Source organism: Marinomonas rhodophyticola (genome assembly GCF_026113935.1).
In the GTDB taxonomy this organism is placed as follows: domain Bacteria; phylum Pseudomonadota; class Gammaproteobacteria; order Pseudomonadales; family Marinomonadaceae; genus Marinomonas; species Marinomonas rhodophyticola.
In genome coordinates this window covers 349,083-369,486 of sequence record NZ_JAPEUL010000007.1, presented here as the reverse complement: position 1 = coordinate 369,486, position 20,404 = coordinate 349,083, and the positions used below count along the sequence as shown (strand labels likewise).

General features: G+C 43.3%; 19 protein-coding genes and 1 pseudogene. 9 read left to right on the top strand and 11 right to left on the bottom strand.

All coding sequences use genetic code 11. From position 1 onward, the window contains the following. Positions 1–125: 125 nt before the first annotated feature. A pseudogene (locus ONZ52_RS10225) lies at positions 126–2,044 on the top strand (beta-ketoacyl synthase). A 32-nt stretch (positions 2,045–2,076) separates the two neighbouring features. Here the strand turns inward: ONZ52_RS10225 and ONZ52_RS10220 are convergent. Further along, positions 2,077–2,973 carry a LysR family transcriptional regulator gene (locus ONZ52_RS10220; protein WP_265218499.1) on the bottom strand — a complete coding sequence of 299 codons (897 nt, stop codon included), beginning with the start codon at positions 2,971–2,973 and terminating at the stop codon, positions 2,077–2,079. A gap of 140 nt (positions 2,974–3,113) precedes the next feature. Here ONZ52_RS10220 and ONZ52_RS10215 point away from each other — a divergent pair, with 140 nt between their 5' ends. Continuing rightward, complete coding sequence (locus tag ONZ52_RS10215) at positions 3,114–3,653, top strand: YceI family protein (RefSeq protein WP_265218498.1); 540 nt, start codon at positions 3,114–3,116, stop codon at positions 3,651–3,653. A 22-nt stretch (positions 3,654–3,675) separates the two neighbouring features. Next, the gene (locus ONZ52_RS10210; RefSeq protein ID WP_265218497.1) at positions 3,676–4,527 is read left to right on the top strand and encodes a hypothetical protein; all 852 of its coding nucleotides are present in this window, start codon (positions 3,676–3,678) and stop codon (positions 4,525–4,527) included. 11 nt (positions 4,528–4,538) lie between these two features. On the opposite strand, the gene ONZ52_RS10205 is transcribed toward ONZ52_RS10210, so the two are convergent. The 4 genes from ONZ52_RS10205 to ONZ52_RS10190 form a co-directional block, all read right to left on the bottom strand. Beyond that, the gene (locus ONZ52_RS10205; RefSeq protein ID WP_265218496.1) at positions 4,539–4,955 is read right to left on the bottom strand and encodes a hypothetical protein; all 417 of its coding nucleotides are present in this window, start codon (positions 4,953–4,955) and stop codon (positions 4,539–4,541) included. Positions 4,956–4,995: 40 nt separating this feature from the next. Continuing rightward, positions 4,996–5,883, bottom strand: coding sequence for an SDR family oxidoreductase (locus ONZ52_RS10200; protein ID WP_265218495.1), 888 nt, complete (start codon positions 5,881–5,883; stop codon positions 4,996–4,998). Continuing rightward, the gene (locus tag ONZ52_RS10195) at positions 5,880–6,659 is read right to left on the bottom strand and encodes a TatD family hydrolase (protein WP_265218494.1); all 780 of its coding nucleotides are present in this window, start codon (positions 6,657–6,659) and stop codon (positions 5,880–5,882) included. Before ONZ52_RS10195 ends, ONZ52_RS10200 begins: the two co-directional genes overlap by 4 nt. 109 nt (positions 6,660–6,768) lie before the next feature. Beyond that, a complete protein-coding gene (locus ONZ52_RS10190) occupies positions 6,769–8,325 on the bottom strand; it encodes a phosphoenolpyruvate carboxykinase (RefSeq protein WP_265218493.1) in 1,557 nt (518 codons plus the stop codon). A 506-nt stretch (positions 8,326–8,831) separates the two neighbouring features. On the opposite strand from ONZ52_RS10190, the gene gndA reads away from it, so the two are divergent. Then, a complete protein-coding gene (gndA, locus tag ONZ52_RS10185; protein WP_265218492.1) occupies positions 8,832–10,355 on the top strand; it encodes an NADP-dependent phosphogluconate dehydrogenase in 1,524 nt (507 codons plus the stop codon). 110 nt (positions 10,356–10,465) lie between these two features. Here gndA and ONZ52_RS10180 read toward each other — a convergent pair whose 3' ends face one another. Further along, positions 10,466–11,185: an RNA methyltransferase gene (locus ONZ52_RS10180; protein ID WP_111605450.1), complete on the bottom strand. Its 720-nt coding sequence runs from the start codon at positions 11,183–11,185 to the stop codon at positions 10,466–10,468. 301 nt (positions 11,186–11,486) lie between these two features. Between ONZ52_RS10180 and ONZ52_RS10175 the strand changes: the two genes are divergently transcribed. After that, positions 11,487–12,275 (top strand): inositol monophosphatase family protein, encoded by a 789-nt coding sequence (locus ONZ52_RS10175; RefSeq protein WP_265218491.1) that lies wholly within the window; start codon positions 11,487–11,489, stop codon positions 12,273–12,275. Between the two features lie 72 nt (positions 12,276–12,347). Here the strand turns inward: ONZ52_RS10175 and ONZ52_RS10170 are convergent, their stop codons facing one another. The 5 genes from ONZ52_RS10170 to ONZ52_RS10155 all read right to left on the bottom strand — a co-directional run bounded on the left by ONZ52_RS10170 (position 12,348) and on the right by ONZ52_RS10155 (position 16,211). Continuing rightward, positions 12,348–13,406 carry a Gfo/Idh/MocA family protein gene (locus ONZ52_RS10170; protein WP_265218490.1) on the bottom strand — a complete coding sequence of 353 codons (1,059 nt, stop codon included), beginning with the start codon at positions 13,404–13,406 and terminating at the stop codon, positions 12,348–12,350. 163 nt (positions 13,407–13,569) lie between these two features. After that, positions 13,570–13,947, bottom strand: coding sequence for a DUF480 domain-containing protein (locus ONZ52_RS24700; RefSeq protein ID WP_321160332.1), 378 nt, complete (start codon positions 13,945–13,947; stop codon positions 13,570–13,572). After that, complete coding sequence (locus tag ONZ52_RS24695; protein ID WP_321160299.1) at positions 13,874–14,224, bottom strand: DUF480 domain-containing protein; 351 nt, start codon at positions 14,222–14,224, stop codon at positions 13,874–13,876. The genes ONZ52_RS24700 and ONZ52_RS24695 overlap by 74 nt, the downstream gene beginning before the upstream one ends. A gap of 48 nt (positions 14,225–14,272) precedes the next feature. Next, the gene (locus tag ONZ52_RS10160) at positions 14,273–15,061 is read right to left on the bottom strand and encodes a sterol desaturase family protein (RefSeq protein ID WP_265218489.1); all 789 of its coding nucleotides are present in this window, start codon (positions 15,059–15,061) and stop codon (positions 14,273–14,275) included. A 76-nt stretch (positions 15,062–15,137) separates the two neighbouring features. After that, complete coding sequence (locus ONZ52_RS10155) at positions 15,138–16,211, bottom strand: MalY/PatB family protein (protein WP_265218488.1); 1,074 nt, start codon at positions 16,209–16,211, stop codon at positions 15,138–15,140. Between the two features lie 336 nt (positions 16,212–16,547). Between ONZ52_RS10155 and betI the strand changes: the two genes are divergently transcribed. The 4 genes from betI to choV all read left to right on the top strand — a co-directional run bounded on the left by betI (position 16,548) and on the right by choV (position 20,390). After that, complete coding sequence (gene betI / locus ONZ52_RS10150) at positions 16,548–17,135, top strand: transcriptional regulator BetI (RefSeq protein WP_265218487.1); 588 nt, start codon at positions 16,548–16,550, stop codon at positions 17,133–17,135. A 195-nt stretch (positions 17,136–17,330) separates the two neighbouring features. Continuing rightward, complete coding sequence (locus ONZ52_RS10145) at positions 17,331–18,263, top strand: choline ABC transporter substrate-binding protein (RefSeq protein ID WP_265218486.1); 933 nt, start codon at positions 17,331–17,333, stop codon at positions 18,261–18,263. Positions 18,264–18,350: 87 nt separating this feature from the next. Beyond that, a complete protein-coding gene (gene choW / locus ONZ52_RS10140) occupies positions 18,351–19,196 on the top strand; it encodes a choline ABC transporter permease subunit (RefSeq protein ID WP_265218485.1) in 846 nt (281 codons plus the stop codon). A gap of 3 nt (positions 19,197–19,199) precedes the next feature. Continuing rightward, positions 19,200–20,390 carry a choline ABC transporter ATP-binding protein gene (gene choV / locus ONZ52_RS10135; protein WP_265218484.1) on the top strand — a complete coding sequence of 397 codons (1,191 nt, stop codon included), beginning with the start codon at positions 19,200–19,202 and terminating at the stop codon, positions 20,388–20,390. Positions 20,391–20,404 lie beyond the last annotated feature (14 nt).

Here is a 20,404-nt window from a genome sequence, read left to right as displayed (position 1 = left end):
AACAGGCCTATATGTAATAAAATGCAATTTATTGTTACGAAATTATCATACGCGGGGTGGCTAAGCATCCCCCCTTCATTACAATATCGTAATATTTCACCCACTCATCAAACGAGGAAATTCAATTGGCCCGTTTACCTGTTATTGTTGGCTTTGGCGGAATCAATTCGGCTGGTCGTACCTCATCTCATCAAGCATATCGTCGAATTGTCTTTGATCTTCTGCCAAATTCAATCCAGCAGGATGTGTTATTAGATCTTGCGACCATCACGGAGATGGCGGAGCATAAAAATGGACTTTGGCACACAAAAAGTGGTGAAGCGTTAGACGCTGCTGCACTGATTGATAGTATTGGTGAGTCACTACTAGCACGTACTCTGATTCGTCGCATTCACCCAAGCCTATTCGACGTAGATCATGTGGTGTTACACAAATCGACGGTATTACAAGCCAATCAATCAGAAGAGAAACTAAGTTTTACCATTAAAACAAGATCTCTTCCTAGTGATCGACCGACCAATTGGCAGGTGACTGAAATATCTGACAGTTTGAGTGAAGTCGTCGTCGATGGTAATTTGGAAACCTTTATAAAGGACACCAGACCATTGTCCGTAAAAGCAGCAGGTCAGCTGCCAACAGGCTTTGATCCATCCAGATTATACCAAAGCCGAAACCATCCACGCGGTTTACAAATGACGGTATATGGCGCTTCTGACGCCATCAAAAGCAGTGGGATTGACTGGGAAATCATCCGCAGTAAAGTGGCTCCCGATCAGATGGCCGTCTATGCGGCGAACTCCATTGGTCAAATGGACGACCTTGGATTTGGCGGCATGTTAAAATCAGCCTTAATGGGCAAACGTACCACTTCCAAACATTTACCTCTTGGTTACGCTCAAATGCCAGCTGACTTTGTTAACGCCTACATACTAGGTAGTGTAGGTAATGTAGGGACAGCTATTGGTGCTTGTGCCACCTATTTCTTCAACTTAGAAAAAGCCATTGATGGTATTAAATCGGGCAAGTTCCGCGTTGCTATGGTTGGTGGCAGTGATGCACCTATCACCCCTGAGATTATCGAAGGCTTTAGAACCATGGGAGCGCTGGCGGAAGACACCGCACTCTTGGCTCTGGATCAAATTACCAACCAAGAAGAACCGGACCACACTCGTAGTTGTCGACCATTTGCTCAAAACTGTGGTTTTACGATCGGAGAATCCAGCCAATGGACCCTGTTAATGGACGATGAACTCGCCATTGAACTTGGAGCACAAATATTTGGCGCTATCCCAGCTGTTTTTTCTTATGCTGACGGACATAAAAAGTCCATCTCAGCACTCTAGGTATTGGCAATTATTTAACCATGAGCAAAGCCATGGCATACTTGCAAAATATCATTGGTAATGATGGTTTAACGCAACGCACCTTTATTCAAGCGCACGGCACAAGTACACCACAAAACCGCATCACAGAATCTCATGTACTTAGTAAAGCGGCAACCAGCTTTGGCGCAACAGGCATACCCGTTGTTGCCATGAAAGCTTTTCTCGGTCACTCCCAAGGAACAGCTGGTGGTGATCAACTTCACCTCTCATTAGGTGTATGGAAAGATGGCATTTTGCCAGGTATTACAACGTCACATGAAATTGCTGATGATGTATATCAGGATGGCTTAAAGTTTCAGCTAAAACACGAAGCTTACGGAAAAGACTATTTTGATGCCGCTTTATTAAACTCAAAAGGATTCGGAGGTAACAACGCAACAGCTGTTTTGTTATCACCCAATCAAGCAATGAAGATGCTAAGTAAACGCTACACTGCAGAACAACTTGATGCTTACCAAACTAAAAAAGCAGATGTTGTTAATGCGGCAGAAGAGTACAACCAAGCGACAATTCGAGGGGAAACCTTACCTATCTATAAGTTTGGCTTCAACGTACTAGGCGGTGAAGAGTTAGAAATTACAGACAAAGAAATTCGTTTACCAGGATACGACATACCGGTCGATCTAAACATAGAAAATGAATTTGGTGATCTAAGCTAAGCGCTTATTAACAGTCGAGTTAACCAACACAACTAGAATTTTGTGTTGGTTAACTCTTGTTGTAAAAAAGCCAACAATAGTCGTGTTTTTCTAGACATTAACTTTCTTTGCGGATAAATAGCGTAAAAGTTAAACTCATAGCCTTTGTAATCTGGCAACAAATTAACCAACTCACCTGACTCAATATATTTTGCCACTAAAAAATCGGGCTGATAAATAACGCCTAATCCTGCCAACGCAAAGCGTGTCAATGCACTGCCATTATTTGCCCTTAACGCACCAGAAACACTTACCGTTCGAGACACACCCTCACCATCTGTCAACGACCAACGATCAGGCATCTGCGCATTATTATAAAGAAGGCATGAATGGTGCTTTAAATCCTCTAAATCTTTCAGCTCGCCTTTTTCCAAGATGTAACTGGGTGAGGCGCAAACATACCCCGTTAAAAGACACAACGGCCGGGCAACAAATTGATCGCCACCAAGATCCCCTCCTCGAATAGCGATATCGACACCAGACTCCGTCATATCGACACGCTTATCGGTAAAGTCAATATCCAACTCAATTTGAGGATACAAACGGCTAAATCGATCCAATAAAGGCACGACATGAGATAAACCAAAGTCCATTGGCACACTTAGCTTTAATAGACCTTTTGGCTTTTGTGTCAACTCACCTATTTCGTTTTCCGCTTCTTCAATAGCATCTAGTATGGTGATGCAATGCTGATAGTACTTATGACCAGCATGAGTAATACTTATATTGCGTGTATTTCGCTGTAGCAGCTTAGTGCCTAACTCTTCCTCAATGAAATTAATATAACGTGTCACCATCGGGCGAGAAATACCCAACGAATCACTGGCCAACTTAAAGCTCTCTGCCTCACAGACTCGACAAAAAACCTTCATTGCTTGCAATTTATCCATTCATTCACCAATTAAACTGAAAGTTCCATCATTATCATTTCTTTTTAGTTAATATTGAATTGTTTTTTGGTTGGATTATTTATTAATAAAAACACTTTAGACTAATACCATCTTTCAAACTAGACACAAGGAAAATCAGAATGAAATTACTCACTATCAGTGCACTTGCTCTTGCATCAAGCATGACGATGGCAGCCGATTATAAAATCGACCCAGCTCACTCTGCCGTTACTTTCGAAGTTGGCCACTTGGGTGTAAGCACTACTGTAGGACGCTTTAACAGCTTTGAGGGCGATTTCTCTTATTCTGACGATGGTAAATCTGGCAGCGCTAACTTTACTATCAACACAGATAGCATTGACACCAACCATGAAGCTCGCGACAAACATCTTCGCAGCCCAGACTTCCTTAACGTCAAACAATTCCCAACACTCACATTCAAAAGTACATCCTTTGATGGCGAAACGTTAACTGGCGAACTAACCCTTCATGGCGTAACCAAAACCGTTAGCTTTGATGTAGATAAGATTGGTGAAGGCAGCGATCCATGGGGTGGTTATCGTGCAGGTTTTGAAGCGAGTGCTGAAATCAACCGCAGCGATTTTGGCATCACTTACTTTATTCCTGGTGTTTCTGATAAAACAGAAATCGATGTTTATGTAGAAGGCATCCGCCAGTAATTAGCTAAGGAAGCAGACAAACATGTACCAAGAAGCCAGCAATACAAACCTCCTGATGTTATTACATACGGCGGTTTACCCTTTTATCGCCGCACTCATAATCAGTCTTGTCGCTGGTAAATTGTTACGTGCATCATCTTACCTTGGTTATCTCGGTGGATTCGTAGTAGGACTCAGCCTGATTCATTCAGGCCTGAGTTTTCCTCCGAATCAAGCGCTTGATTATTACGCAGTAACCATACTCATTGGCATAATATTATTACTTTGCCTCAGTCTAATAAAAACCCCAGCCATTACGAACAGCGCTCTTTTTCTTCTGTCTGGACTATCGTTTTTCTTTTTACTAAATCCTGTGCTAAAGCATACAGGCTTTATGATGAGCTTAAGTTGGGCAGTAATCTCCTCGCTGATCGTCATGTGTTATTACCTTATTTCCCACAAAACACAAAAACCATATCAAAATGAAACACGCAGTTTACATAACCATCTTCTACCTATCGGCTTAATGATTGTGGCTGGATGTGCTGCTCCAGTGGTGTCCATTGGAGGTAGTTTGCTGATTGGGCAATTACTAGGAGCGTTCGCTGCAGCAATGTTGGCTTATGTTATTGTCGGTTATTTAACAAAACACGCTCAAAACAACGCCTTTGTTCCAGCGCTTTTAATATTAGGCGGGTTGATTACGCAAAGTCATGTCCTTGCCGATATTCCTTTAGAGGTTATGCTAATGCTAAGTGCCAGCCTATTCGTCACACCACTGGTTCTGTTATTTACAAACAAAATCAGTCACATTATGGCCAGTCAAGTTGTCATTAGCGGCATAATCAGCGCATTTAGCTTATGGCTGATTTGGCCGGAAAGCAGTCTATATTAGTTTATCGATCTCTAGTTTTTAAATATTGATCGAGAAGAGCGCCATAGTGGCAATATGATTGCCGCTATGACGCTATTAACAGCACCATAAGACAATAAATACAACACCTCAGATTCATCTAAGTGAAGCTGCATACTTATAAAAAAATGATTCGGCAGCACGATAAATAACCACATACCTATTACTAAAAAAAACCGACCACTCCCTGAAACCCCCTTGACCCTTGCAAGTACCCAAGCGGTAAAAAATAGGCAAGTAAAACATGAAGACACAAACAGCAAGATCATCCCAATAGAAGGCTGTGTGGATACATCCTCCCATACAGGTCGACCTAAGAATTTAACAGGCGTTGAAGCATACCAAACCACGCCGGCAAGCACTTGCAGAATAAAAGCCAACACAACTGCTTTATAATTTATTTTGTACACGTCATCCCCTATGATTCCGTTTGCTTAAATGGATAAACAACTAACTTTGACTGCCAGCCTGGTATAATTCTTTGACTAAATTGCGTAACTTTGATCGCCATGGGCGCTGCTTTATACCAAAATGATTAAATATTTTTCGACAAGACAATGATTGTCGTTTCATCACCACCATGTCCTGTACTTCTGGGAATGCATCACTGATCGCTTCCACTTCCACTTGCGCTTTTGGATCAAACTGGCTCGATGTCGCAACAATAGCCTCGACTAAGCCCACCCAACTGATCTCCTCAGCACAGCAATAGTGGTATACACCTTTATTTTTCGCACCATAGTGACCTTGCTTCACCACAGATAAAATGACTCGAACCAAGTCGGACACGGGCGTTGGACTGCCGATCAAATCATCTTTATAAGCAAGATTAACGCCATCTTGAATAAGTCCAAGGGTTCTGCAAACGAAGTCATCCCCTTTTCCGCTAAACAACCACCCAGTGCGTAGTACAATGTTCTCAGGATGACTCAAAACAATTTTCTCGGCTTCAATTAGCGCTAAGGCGTAAGGGTCTGAGCTGTCTGGCACATCGACTTCAGAGTAAGGAACATCCTTGTTGCCCGAAAACACTCGCGCGCTACTAATCATTATCAATGACGCTCTACCCTGCTCACTTAAATAGCGTAATGTAGATTGAAATTTTGTATAATCACTTTGCAGCGCATGACGAAGACTTAACGCATCGATGACAACATCAAACGTCATAGCATCTAATTCCGCCCTCCTTGTTACATCCAGCAACAATGACTCTTCTGGACATAACCATTCAAACTCATTTTTGCCTGCAGAAAGCGATAATAAAGATAATCCCACCTCAGTATTACTGCCTAATAGTAGAATACGAATAGGGGCATTAATATCTTGTATGTTATTCAAAGTAAGTCCTCACGCCACTTAGGAAAAACCCTAAGTAGATTATCATATGTCTGAGCTGTAATCTGTTCGATGCTCTCATCTCTTATTATTGCAGCACTCTGTGCAATCAAAGGAATCGAAAGAGGTGTATTTGCTTGTCCCTGAAACCCCTGAATCGGCATATCAGGCGAATCAGTTTCAAGAATAAAATCTCGACCATCCAATGAGGCCAATACCCTATGCGCCTTTTTAGCTCTTGGATAGGTAATAGTACCGCCAATTCCCAACACAAAACCCAATCCTAAAAAACGCTTAGCCTGTTCAAGGCTACCATTAAAAGCGTGAACTACTCCGCCTTCTTTAAATTCAGCATCACGCAAGCATTTAAACACTAGATCATAACTTTTCCTAGCGTGCAAAATAACTGGTAATTTCAATAATTTAGCAACATGTAACTGGCGAGAGAAAAAATCCATCTGAGTGCTCATATCAACCGCATTAGGCCAACAATCTAAGCCTATCTCACCCACAGCTACCACCTTACTTTTTTCACACTGCTCACCAAGTAAATCTATCTGACTTAACAAAGCCTCTTTCAAAAAATAAGGGTGCAACCCGTAAGCTGCACGCCATGATGGATAAGACTCAATCAGAGACTCTAATTTTGACCAGCTTGCATAGGTTGTTGCTGGAACCAAAAAACCCGCCACGCCTTGTTCAAGACAGCGCAACATTAATACATCGCGAGACGCATCAAATACATCAAAATCAAAGTGACAATGGCTATCAATCAACATACACAAAAGATTACATGAATTCAGAAGGCAAGTGCTAAATTATAAAGCAATCAGACATAAAAAAGCCGCGCATTTAGCGCGGCTTTTTAAAATATAACGGGAAAGCACTTTAAAGAGAGGGACCCGCCTTCACAATAGACTCAGAGACTGAATCAAACTTTTTGAAGTTTTCAACAAATTGAGAAATTAGATGCTTAGCTTGCGCCTCATAAGCCGCCTGATCCGACCATGTTTTACGTGGATTTAACAAAATACTATCCACACCTGGCACTTGAGTTGGCACATCAAGATTGACATCCGCCAGATGCTCTGTTTCTGCATCAACCAAAACACCGGACTGAATCGCAGCAATCACTGCACGGGTCGTTGGAATGCTAAAGCGTTTGCCACCTTTACCATGTGCGCCACCGGTCCAACCAGTATTGACTAGGTAAACCTTACTACCAAACTCCTCAATACGCTTAATCAAAAGATCCGCATATACGTCGGCAGAACGTGGGAAGAAAGGCGCTCCAAAACAAGTGGAGAAAGTTGACTTAATGCCTGTACCAGCCCCCATTTCAGTGGAACCAACCAGTGCGGTGTAACCACTCAAAAAGTGGTAGGCAGCCGCCTCTTTCGTCAAAATAGAAACAGGAGGTAAAACACCAGTTAAGTCACACGTTAAAAAGATAATGGCATTAGGTTCACCAGCACGATTGTCGGCAGCACGTTTCTCAATGTGCTCACGTGGGTAGCCAGCACGACCATTTTGAGTCAAAGAAGTATCTGCATAATCCGCCACACGAGTTTTAGGATCTAGCACCACGTTTTCAACGATAGTACCAAATTTAATCGCATCCCAAATAATTGGCTCATTTTTTTGTGAAAGATCGATGGTTTTGGCGTAGCAACCGCCTTCAATATTGAACACCGTATCTTTGCCCCAACCGTGTTCATCATCGCCGATTAGAAAGCGCTCTGGATCAGCAGACAAGGTCGTTTTCCCCGTTCCAGATAAACCAAAGAACAAAGTAACATCATCTTCAGTACCGACGTTAGCCGCACAATGCATTGGCAATACATCATAAGCTGGCAACAGGTAGTTTTGCACAGAGAACATGGCTTTTTTCATTTCACCAGCATAACGCATACCGGCAATCAGCACTTTGCGCTCAGCAAAGTTCAAAATCACACAACCATCAGAATTCGTGCCATCACGTTCCGGCTCACAAACAAAGTTTGGCGCATTCAAAATTTGCCATTCACCCTTGCCTGATGGGTTATAAATATCGGGGCGAATAAATAGATTACGCCCAAACAGCTGATGCCAAGCGGTCTCAGTACGCATAATAACTGGTAGATAATATTCATCCCCCGCACCGACATGAATATTCGACACAAATGACTCTTTTCCATCCAAGTAAGCAGCCACCCTGTCCCACAAAGGAGCGAACTTCACCTCTGGGAAGGGTCGGTTAACAGGCCCCCAATGAATACTATCTTTGCTGGACGCCTCTTCTACGATAAAACGATCCATAGGAGAACGACCAGTACGAGCGCCTGTTTCAACAACAAGCGCGCCATTATCGGCAAGCACACCTTCGCCATTCTGCAAGGCTTTTTCAACCAACTGCGGCGTCGTTAGATTTGTGTGAATAGTTATTACGTCTGATGCGGAGTTCATGTTGCTAGATCCTCTGAACTATAAAGATTGTCTGGTCATATTTATTATTATGCGAAAGTTTTTTACTGTGATAAGGATAGTAACAAAACAATCTAAAAAAATATTGTTATAACAATATGTTATTTTATTACCATTTTGAAATTTTCAAAAAACTCATAACCAAATGATAAATAAGGATTTTTATAAAAATTTCGTATTAAAATAGCATCAACCTATCCTTAAGCCCCTCATACAGCCTAATATTTTTGTAGTTTTCTTTCTTTTTTGTTGCCTTCCTACTTAACAGGAAAGTTCTTACCAATCATCAACGTTGTAAAAAAGTCCTTAAATAAGAAGCGGATTAGGAATAAAAGGCCACCCAAAATGTAAGGTTTCTATTAAAAAACATCAAAAAAACACAATTATTTGAATTTTTCTTACCTCTAATATGTCCTGAATACGACTGCTTCGTGGTAAGATTATTTCTTCAATTCCCCTCCAATTGTCCAAAAGGTTGATCAATATTTATGTTAAAAACAAATCAGAACTGCAATATTGGGTTTGTCGGCCTGGGTGTCATGGGTAAAAACTTGGCCTTAAATTTAGCTGACCATGGCTACCGAGTTGCAGGCTTTGATCTTGACACGCATAAAATACAAGACGTTTTAGACACCGAAGCGGCTGAACGCCCTGAATCTTCCAAAGAAGCCCGAATCATTGGCTGTACCAGCATGGAAGACATGCTGTCAAACCTAGTCAAACCTCGTGTGATTGTGGTTTTAGTTCCGGCAGGAAAACCAGTTGATATTGTTTGCCAAAGCCTAATTGATGCAGGACTAGAAGCGGATGATATCGTTGTAGACTGCGGAAACAGTCAATGGACAGACACCATTCGTCGTGAATCAGAGTACAAAGAAAAATTTAAATTCTTTGGCACGGCCGTATCAGGCGGTGAAGTGGGTGCTCGCTTTGGCCCATCATTAATGCCAGGCGGTGACGCTGACTCTTGGAAATACCTACAACCTATGTGGGAAGCCGTTGCAGCCAAAGTCGATGAAAATGGCAAGCCAATTGAAAGCAACACACCAGGCAAGCCTGTGACCGAAGGCGAACCATGTACCGCTTACTTAGGACCAAATGGCGCTGGCCACTACGTTAAAATGGTTCACAATGGCATTGAATATGCTGACATGCAGCTTATTTGTGAAGCTTATCACTTGCTACGTTCTTTACTTGGTTACGAGCCAGAAGAAATTGGCAAGTTATTTGAAAAATGGAATAAGGGTGTATTGAACAGCTACCTTGTTGAAATAAGCGCCGATATTCTACAGCAATATGACCATAAAACAGGCGCCCCCCTTGTTGACATGATTCTCGACAGTGCTGGGCAAAAAGGCACTGGCCGTTGGACATCGATCAGCGCAACTCAAATGGGCGTTCCAGCTGGCATTATCAGTGAATCCGTTTATGCCCGAGCACTGAGTACCTTAACCAGTGAACGCGAACATGCAGCCGGCATATTAACCGCCGATGTAGAAAGCGGCGACATTGTCGCGGAAGAGGTGGAAAAAGCGATTGAAGAAGCCCTATATTGCGCAAAAATTTGCGCTTACGCACAAGGTTTCCAAATCATGCGCGCGGCTCAAAAAGAATACGACTGGACGCTCAATTTCAGTGATATCGCCAAAATCTGGCGCGGTGGCTGCATTATTCGAGCCTCTTTCCTACAGAAAATTGCCGACGCATTTGATCACAATCATGAGCTTGAAAACCTGCTACTAAGCGATTACTTCGCCGACGCTATGGCTAAGAAACAGTCTGGTCTGCGTAAAGCGGTTGTCCTTGCGGCGCAATCTGGTGTTCCAACCCCCTCTTTCTTCTCGGCATTGGCTTATTTTGATGGCTACCGCTCAGAGGTGCTACCGGCTAATTTATTGCAAGCACAGCGCGATTACTTTGGCGCCCATACTTATGAGCGAGTAGACGCAGAACCAGGTCAAAAATTCCACACGTACTGGCAAGAAAAAGGTCGTCCGGAACGCAAAGCGTAAGGCTATTTTCCGATTAAAAAACGCTGACTTAGCAATAAGTCAGCGTTTTTTTTATGTAACTTAAAAAGTTGGCACCAGCTCTCAACAACGTCTTGTCAGCACAGTAGCCATTACTTCATTTTCTTTTCCATTGACGTCAACATCCCTCTAAGCATACCCAGTTCCTGTTGGTCCAAACGCGAGCGCTGAAATAAACGGCGAAAGCGCGTCATGACTTGCATCGGCATCTCTGGGTCAAGAAACTCGGTCTGCAGCAATACTTTTTCTAGATGCTCAAGCAAGTAATCAATTTGCTCCACATTGGCCGCTGGCACATCCCATTTACTCGCAACCACAGGCGCATCTTTCATCAATAAGCTCTTCATGCGTAACTCGTAAGCAATGACCTGTACCGCGGCACCTAAATTTAATGAGCTAAAGGTCTCAACCGAAGGAATATGCACGTGATAATTGCAACGCTGCAATTCTTCATTGGTTAATCCACGATCCTCACGACCAAAAACAAACGCGGTGAGCAAACCTTCATCAAACACCAAATCTGCCGCCTGTCTTGGGTCAACCAAAGGCCAAGGAATATTTCGTTCACGAGCACTGGTGCCAATGACCAATTGGCAGTCGGCCAAAGCTTCTTCTAGTGTTTCCACCACAACGGCATTGTCTAAAATGTCCGTCGCACCCGCTGCGCGGCTAATGGCCTCTTCACTCGGATACACCTTTGGGGCAACAAGATAAAGATCCGCTAACCCCATATTTTTCATGGCACGAGCAGCGGCACCGATGTTGCCAGGGTGCGAAGTATTAACAAGGACAATTCTTACTGTATTTTGCATTTTATAAGTTACCAGTGATAGCCATCAAACAATGCGGCGTATCTTAACAGATATTTGTCACAAAGCCGCAAACCGTTCAGTTTTTAACCAAAATATCACTGGCAAAAAGCATACTGTTACGCTAGAATTCGCGCTCTTATTTACAGGCGCTCGATGATATCGCTCACGTCGTTTAAGCCATTGATTGGCTTGAAGTGAACAGATAGCCCCTAGACGCCCGCTCTTTAACACTTTATTTGGCAACTTATCGTCTTTATTGGCGGTATGTGCATTTTAATGACGAAATAACTGACGGTAAATTATGCAACCTAGAATCAATGTCGCACTCAAAGCAGCTCGTGCCGCTGCCGAATACATAGTTCACTCGCAAGAGAAACTACTGTTTGATAAAGAACAAGGCCAATCCGCTGAACAAGTTTATCAAACCGTTTGCTCAGGCGCAGAACGCAGCATTGTTTACCACCTAGAAAAAGCTTACCCAGCGGATACCATTACCACTCGCCTGCAAGGCACTGTACAAAATGGTAACGAAGGCGAATGGATCATTGATGCCATCCAAGGACAGCACTTATTCTCACGCGGCCTAACAGGTAACGTGATTACAATGAGCTACTTAGTTGCCGGTAAAGTGGAGCACGCTCTCGTGCTCAATCCTCACACCAAAGACGAATTTTACGCCAGTAAAGGTCGTGGTGCTTACCTAAACAATTCACGCATTCGTAGCAGCTCTGCACGCACTTTAGAAAAAGTAACGGTAGCGGCTCAATTTCCTGCCACAGATCGCCTTATGCCTTATCTGTCTGGTCAATTTGCGGTACTAACTGAAATAGCAGAACAAGGCGCTCGTGCTGTTATGCAAGATTGCCCAGCATTGATGCTTGCTAACGTTGCCGCTGGCCGTCTGGATGCGGCTTGGGGTATTAAACTTCAAGAATGGGAAATGCAAGCACCGCTATTCATTGCAAAAGAAGCGGGTTGTTTGTTCGCCGGTTTTGATGGTTCACCCAGTATCGACAAAGGTGATGTACTATGTGCAGCGCCTCGTTTGTTTAAAGTCTTGTTGCCTACATTAAACAAACACCTTAACTAATACTAATACACAGACACTAAAAGGGGCTCTTTCTGACGCAGGAAAGAGCCCCTTTTTATTTAACACACACTTTTAATGCTTGTGATGACAGTGCTCGTGATGATGGTCATGCAAATCCTCATCATCATGATGATGATCGTCACATGGATTCGTTTCTCCAGGATAATACAAACCAATGTCCTGACGAATCTCATCCAACGTCGCAATCAATTCTAAACTGTCCTGCCAACTGTGATTAGGGCTTTGAATTACTCCTTCCGCTAGGCAACGATTTACCTCATCTACCTCAAACTGATAGCCATTACCAGGGAAGTCAAATTCCACAGCACGCTCTTTATTATCCGCAGTCACAATACGGCAAGACTTTGCTCTAAACCACTCAGAATCAATTTCAATGTACCCTTTTGAACCTGACAAGATGGCTCGGTTTGGATTATGAGAGATCAGAGAGACGTCCAGTGAGGCAAGCTGCCCCCCTTCCCAACCCAGTAAGATCTGTTCAAACAAGTCGACATTTGTATCGCCAATCACCGCCTGATTTTGCACAAAATCGGGCTTACCAAAAAACAACTGTGCTAAGAAAACAGGATAGATGCCAATGTCCAGTAGAGCACCGCCGCCCAGTTCTAAATTCAGCAAACGATGATTTGGATCGGTAGGACCGATAAAATTAAAGCTGGCTTGGATGCTATTTAAATTACCTATTTCCCCCTCTTCAACCCACTCTACAACCTGTTCAATGACGGGATTAAAGCGTGTCCACATGGCTTCCATGACAAAAACATCATGCTCTAAAGCCAAATCATAAAGCTCTCTAGACTGCGCCTCATTCAGTGTAAAAGGCTTTTCACACAACACAGCCTTACCAGCTAGAATACAGGCTTTTGTCAAATCATAGTGATACACATGAGGCGTTGCTATGTATATGACATCCACCTCATTGCTATTGATCAATGAAAAATAATCAACAAAAGCCAACTCAATATCAAATTCATCTGAAAACGCGTCAGCAGATGCCTTATCACGAGAAGCCACAGCACGAAGTTCGCCCGCTTTGACATGACAAAAATCACCCGCAAACACATGCGCGATTTGACCTGTACCAATAATACCCCAGCGTACTTTCTTCATAGGATTCTCCCCACCGCCATAATCAACAGCATTAGCATTCCAACTCTCACTAAGAGACATTCTCTTGACGTCAAGAACGACGCCAAAACGCGTTTATTTTGAACACAATATTGGCAAGTACAACCATAGTGCTAAAGTCCTATAAGTTTGACCTCAAAAAGCACTAGAGTCCACTGGCATTTTCAAGCTCTTGAATGCGTTCGTTTAATTTCTCTACCTGCGCCTCTAACTCAAGTATCCGCTCTTTCAATTGCTGAGTATATTCCTCATTAGAAACCGACACATCAGCTTGAGGGCGTTCAGATTCATTACAAAAGCACTCTTGATAACGTTGCTCACGCTTGCCTGGCTCTCTCGGCAACTGGCATACATAAGGACCGCCCGTTTTGGTTTGCAAAGACTGCAATGCCGATGTCACTTCATCAAGAGACTGAAAGCTATGTAAACGTCCACTTCGCGAGCGTAACTCACCCGGTGTCTGGGGCTCCTCGTAAAAAAAGCAAACAAATAATAGCGGTTTCGGCTGACGATAACTGCAAATCAGAAAATTCCGTATTACAAAACCTGTGTTGATATTTGCTCACACGACTGTGTGAACCTGTCATTTCCGTTACCAAACCACGATCCACTAAGGCGTTTACGGCATCTTGCACCACGGACTCGGATAATTGAGTCACCGGCTCACGATTCGACTTTTGATTACAGGCATTGACTAAGGCATTCAAACTAAGAGGGTATTGATCTGGCGTGGTAATCTCTTTTTCCAAAAGACAACCAATCACACGCATTTCGATAAAATTCACTTCATGATAACGCATAAGACTCCCTAACAGCTTTGGTCTATTCAGCTTGACTCTATCGGGTCATTAACGGTGCCTTTTGAACGTCTTAAAAGGCATCAGCAATACTTCTTTAAACGATGTAGGTTGATATGTTTTCGTACTAGGCAATCCTATTTTTAAGTGTTCGTCTCCATCTAACGCTTGTGCTCTTTTGCTTAAAAAAAGCACATCCCAAATGCTCAAGAAAAAACCAAAATTACTGTTTGCTTCAAGATCTACCCTTGAATGATGAATACGATGCATGTCTGGCGTCACGAATAATCGCTGCACCGCGCTTTCAATACTGACTGGCAACCTCGCATTCGTATGGTTAAACATCGCCGATGCATTCAATAAAATATCGAATATCAATACGGCTTCTAATGGTATACCAAACAGCCAAATTGCGACGGCTTTAATACACAAAGACAAAAGAATCTCAATGGGATGAAAACGCACCGCAGAGCTAATGTCTAATTCAGGGTCAGAATGGTGCACCCTATGGATGCGCCACAAAAAAGACACCTGATGAAAGAGTCTATGCTGCCAATAAATCAGACAATCCAGTACCAAAATACTCAGTAAAACGATCAACCAAAACGGCAGCTCAAAGACAGACAATACGCCAACGTATTGATTCATGACTGCGACGATTGACAACAGCACAGGCTGTACCACTCTGACACACAACGCACCAATCCCTAACAAAAAGAGATTATGGCGCCAGCGTTGACGCCATTGCAGCAACATTCCTCTTGGGCAACGCCATTGCCATATTAATAAGGCACTAAACACCGCAAGAAAGACACCAAAACGCAAACTAAAATCGATCACATAAAACCTTGCGCGATTAATGCTTCTTCAATACGAGTCATGGCTTTATCAAGAACAGATTGGGGACAACCAAAATTTAGGCGAACATAATTAGGATTACCAAAATCTTTACCATCGGATACCCCGACTCCAGCGTCCAAAAAAACTGATGCGGGTTATCCAATGACAAAGCGGAAACATCGATCCATGCAAGATAAGTCGCCTCTAAATGCAGCATTTTCATAGGCGTCGCGGCAATTCTTTTGGCCAAAAAGTCACGATTAGTTTTCAAATACTTCAACAATGACTGGTGCCAAGCGCGCCCATCTTCATAAGCGGCAATAGCCGCGGTCAAGCCCAACATGTTAGGCGATGGGATCAAACCGGCCTTTTCCTGATTAAAAGCGTGTCTTAACGAGGGGTTTTCAATCACCGCAAAAGCATAGCCTAAACCAGCAAGATTAAACGTCTTGCTTGGCGCCATTAAGGTTATGGTTCGATTCGCGGCATCTTGATTCAAACTAGCAAAAGGTACATGAGGGACATCATCTAAAATCAAATCGCAATGAATTTCATCGCTTACGACGATAAGATCATATTTTTCTGCCAGAGCATGAATACGTAATAATTCAGCCTTGGTATAGACACTTCCGCCTGGATTATGGGGGTTACACAAAAGGATCATTTTACTTTTGGGATGGGCGCAGGCATCCTCAAATTGCGTCATGTTCGGCACCCAACGACCATTTTCAGCCTGCATGTCGACACTGAGCAATTCACGTTTTGCCGTCAATGGTGCCTTAGTTAAATGATAATAAACAGGCCCTGGAACAACGATGCCATCACCTTCTTCGGAGAAGACACGAACACTCAGATGCAATGCACAAACTAAGCCAGGTAAATGCACTAGATGCGCACCAGAAACGGACCAATCATAGCGGTATTTTAAATGTGACTGGATGGCAGTGACTAACGCTTTTGGCGTATGCGTATAGCCATATACACCTTCGTTAACCCTTTGATTTAATGATTCTTTAACACAATCTGGAGCGTCAAAATCCATGTCTGCAACCCACATAGGAATCACATTTTTAGGGTATTTAGCCCACTTATCACTGCTCATATCTGATCGGTCAATTAGGGTATCAAATACCGACAAAGAGACATCCATTAAATTACACTCCCATCATTCATTTAGCTTTATAATTAACACAATCTTAGCCGTTAATTCCAGCCATAAATAACCTCAAAGGAAATGAAAAAATACAAAATCAAGCTGACTCTTTAAAAACGAAATAAGGTAAAAAATCCTCATTTCTTATCTTAAACCGACATAATACCAGACAAAAAAGACTAAAAAATTTTTAAAAGCCTTAATATCCTTATAAATCAATATTTTAAATTACTTAGAGAACTAAGTTTTTGATTTGTCAAGGGTTGACCTAAATTACACAATCAGCCTAGTATAGTTTTCATTAAACGGCTGTTTAATAAAAAAGGATCCATAATGCCAAAAGTTGGAATGCCTGAAATACGTAAACCTCAGCTCATCGAGGCAGCCATAAAAGCCATAGACAAGTACGGTTTTGCAGGTGCAACCGTCAGTGTTATTGGTAAAAAAGCGGGAGTTTCTCCAGCCATCATCAACCACTACTTTGGTGGTAAAGATGGTCTCTATGAAGCAACCATGCGAAGTCTGATTCGTGAGTTTTTTGAAATTTTATCCAAAGAAGTCACAAAAACGAAAAACAAATCAGCTAAAAGTAAAGTAATGGCGATTGTTAGAGCCAGTTTTAGTCAGTCTCAAACACATCCTCAAGTTGTCAAAGCGTGGATGGGGTTTTGGGCATCAGCCATGCACACACCGTCTTTGTACCGATTGCAGAATGTTTATTCTAGACGACTACAGTCTTCGCTCGTGTGCGTGTTAAGAGAAGAGTTTGATGTGAAAAAAGCCCGTGGCATCGCTCTCACCGTCGCCGCACTCATTGATGGCATGTGGCTACGAGGTTCATTAGCCGGTGGTATCAACAAACAAGAATCGGCTGAACAAATACAAGATTACTTAGATTTGGTGTTTCAAGATAACGCCTGACAACACCAGATAAAAATCGCTTTGTTAGGCACTTCAAGCCAAATAAAACACAGCGTATACAACATTATCATCATATTTTTAGGCAGCCTACAAACCAACACGCTGCTAAACGCTTTTAGGAGTTCACGCTCAGTGCCAACACTAGGCACTGTATTTGCTCATTGATTTTGAGTTCAATAGAAAGAGGGTATGGGTATGAATAAGCTAAAAAAGACCACAATTGCCATTAGTATCGCCAGTTTTTCTGGATTAACCATGGCAGCGGAATGCTCCACAGTTCGTTTTTCCGATGTTGGCTGGACAGACATTACGGCAACAACGGCCGTTGTTAGTGAAATCAGCAAAGGCCTAGGCTACGAGACAAAAACGCAATTACTGTCTGTTCCAGTTACTTATACATCACTAGCCAATGGCGATATTGATATATTTCTAGGCAACTGGATGCCAACCATGCAAGCGGACATCGAACCCTACCTACAAGCAGGCACGGTGGAAGATTTAGGCCCAAATTTGGTTGGTGCAAAATACACCCTAGCCGTCAGCAAATCTGCCTACGACGCTGGTGTTACCGACTTTTCTGATATTGCAAAACACCGCAAAGAATTTTCAGGCCGGATCTACGGCATCGAACCTGGCAACGACGGCAACCGTATTATCCAAGACATGATTGATTCGAATGCTTTCAACCTAGGCGATTTCCAACTGGTTGAATCCAGTGAAGCCGGCATGCTTTCTCAGGTCAGCCGTAATGCACGCCGCGATAAATGGATTGCCTTTTTAGGTTGGGCACCACACCCCATGAACGCCAACTTTGAAATGGAATACTTATCAGGTGGAGACGATTTCTTTGGCCCTAATTTTGGCGGTGCCAATGTGCACACCAACGTTCGCAAGGGCTACCTTCAAGAGTGCCCAAATGTCGGTAAACTTCTCACTAACCTAACCTTTTCTTTGCCAATGGAAAACGAAATCATGGGCGCCATTTTAGACGATGGCAAGAAACCTGATATCGCGGCCAAAGAATGGCTTAAAGCCAACCCAGATGTGCTTAACACCTGGCTTGAAGGCGTCACAACAACCTCCGGTGATAACGGCTTAAGCGCAGTAAAATCACACCTAGGTCTGTAATCTTTTTTTGTACCAGCACTTACTCACACCCTACGCAACACACACTCTGCGTAGGGTGCTTCATCGAACTATCGGGAGAACACATATATGAATTGGCTGACGGATAATAAAATCCCTCTTGGCGCTTGGATGGAAAGCTTTGTCGATTGGCTAGTTTCAGCAGCTTCCGTATTCTTTGACTTCATTTCTATTACACTTGAGACCATCATCTACACGCTAGTAGACTCGATTCTATGGGCTCATCCACTGGCGGTGATCGCGGTCATCCTTATCGGCGTATGGTTCCTACATCGCAATATTGGTTTGCTGGTGTTTATTGCCGCCTCTTTTTTATTGATCATTAACATGGGTTACTGGGTAGAAACAATTCAAACCCTTGTTCTAGTTGTGACGGCCACCACCATCAGTGTCTTAATTGGTGTACCTATTGGTATTGCTGCCGCGCACCGTCCTTGGTTATACACCATGCTACGTCCGGTTCTCGACTTGATGCAGACAATCCCTACGTTTGTCTACCTTATTCCGACACTGATTCTGTTTGGTCTAGGCTACGTACCAGGCTTAATCTCCACCATTATCTTCGCCATCGCTGCGCCGATCCGTTTGACCTACTTAGGCGTTAGTAAAGTCCCTAGTGAATTAATTGAAGCGGGATTAGCGTTTGGTTGCACAAAGTCAAAGCTACTTTACAAAGTCGAACTACCCGCTGCTATGCCCAACATCATGGCCGGTATCACTCAATGTATCATGCTGTCACTTTCAATGGTGGTAGTAGCGGCTCTTGTAGGTGCAGACGGCCTCGGAAAACCCGTCATTAGAGCATTAAACACGGTGAACATTTCCCAAGGTTTCGAAGCGGGTGTTGCCATTGTATTGGTCGCCATCATGCTAGACCGCATTTGTAAATCACCAGCAACGAAAAACGAGGGATAATTTATGTCTGTTGTAAAAATTGAAAACGTCGACATCGTCTTTGGTGACAATAAAGCAAAAACACTTCCGCTTATGGATAAAGGTCATACCAGAGATCAAATTCTTGGCATGACAGGTGACGTTGTTGGAGTACAAAACGCTAACATCGAAGTCAATGAAGGAGAGATCTGTGTCCTGATGGGTCTGTCTGGATCGGGCAAATCCACCCTGTTACGTGCTGTTAACGGGTTAAATAAAATTGCCCGTGGTCGTTGCCTTGTAAGAGACGGCGACACCATGGTCGATATGGCAAAATGCGACGATGCCACACTACGACACATGCGTACTCGTCGAGTGTCCATGGTATTTCAAAGCTTTGCCCTAATGCCATGGCTTACCGTGTTAGAAAACGTGGCCTTCGGCTTAGAAATGCAAGGCATGCCTAAAGCAGAGCGGCTAAAAAAAGCTCGCGAACAGCTGAAAATGGTCAGCCTGGACAAATGGGCGGACAAAAAACCAGACGAATTATCAGGTGGTATGCGCCAGCGCGTAGGCCTAGCACGCGCCTTTGCCATGGATACCGATGTATTGTTAATGGACGAGCCGTTTTCAGCGCTGGATCCCTTAATTCGCTCCCAGCTGCAAGACGAGTTGATTGAGCTACAAAAATGTCTCAATAAAACCATCATCTTTGTTAGCCACGATTTAGACGAAGCCCTCAAAATTGGCAGTAAAATCGCCATCATGGAGTCCGCTAAAATCATTCAGGAAGACACACCAGAGCAGATCGTACTAAATCCAGCTACTGACTATGTGGAAAGGTTTGTTGCCCACACCAACCCGCTCAATGTACTGTGTGGCAATTCTTTAATGACACCACTGGCTCAATTAGCCGTCAAAGAGGATCGTATTTCTGTCAGTGACGACATTTGGCTGACTCTGGAAAATGGCAAATTAGCGTCGGTACAAGGACCAAAAGGCGATATACCAACCGCCCGCTGGACACCCGAAACCATCCTCGCCAATGTGCCTGAAAACACCGTTTTCATCGTACCAGCCAACATCGCCATGCGAGATGCGGTAGAACTGCGTTACCACTCAAACATGTTCATGGTATTGGAAGACAAAGACCAATGCATCGGTATCCTCAACGACCATAATTTTTACCACGCTCTATTGGGTAAACACTTTGGACGTGAAGAAGTGGCAGCGTAATGATTCGCTGTTGA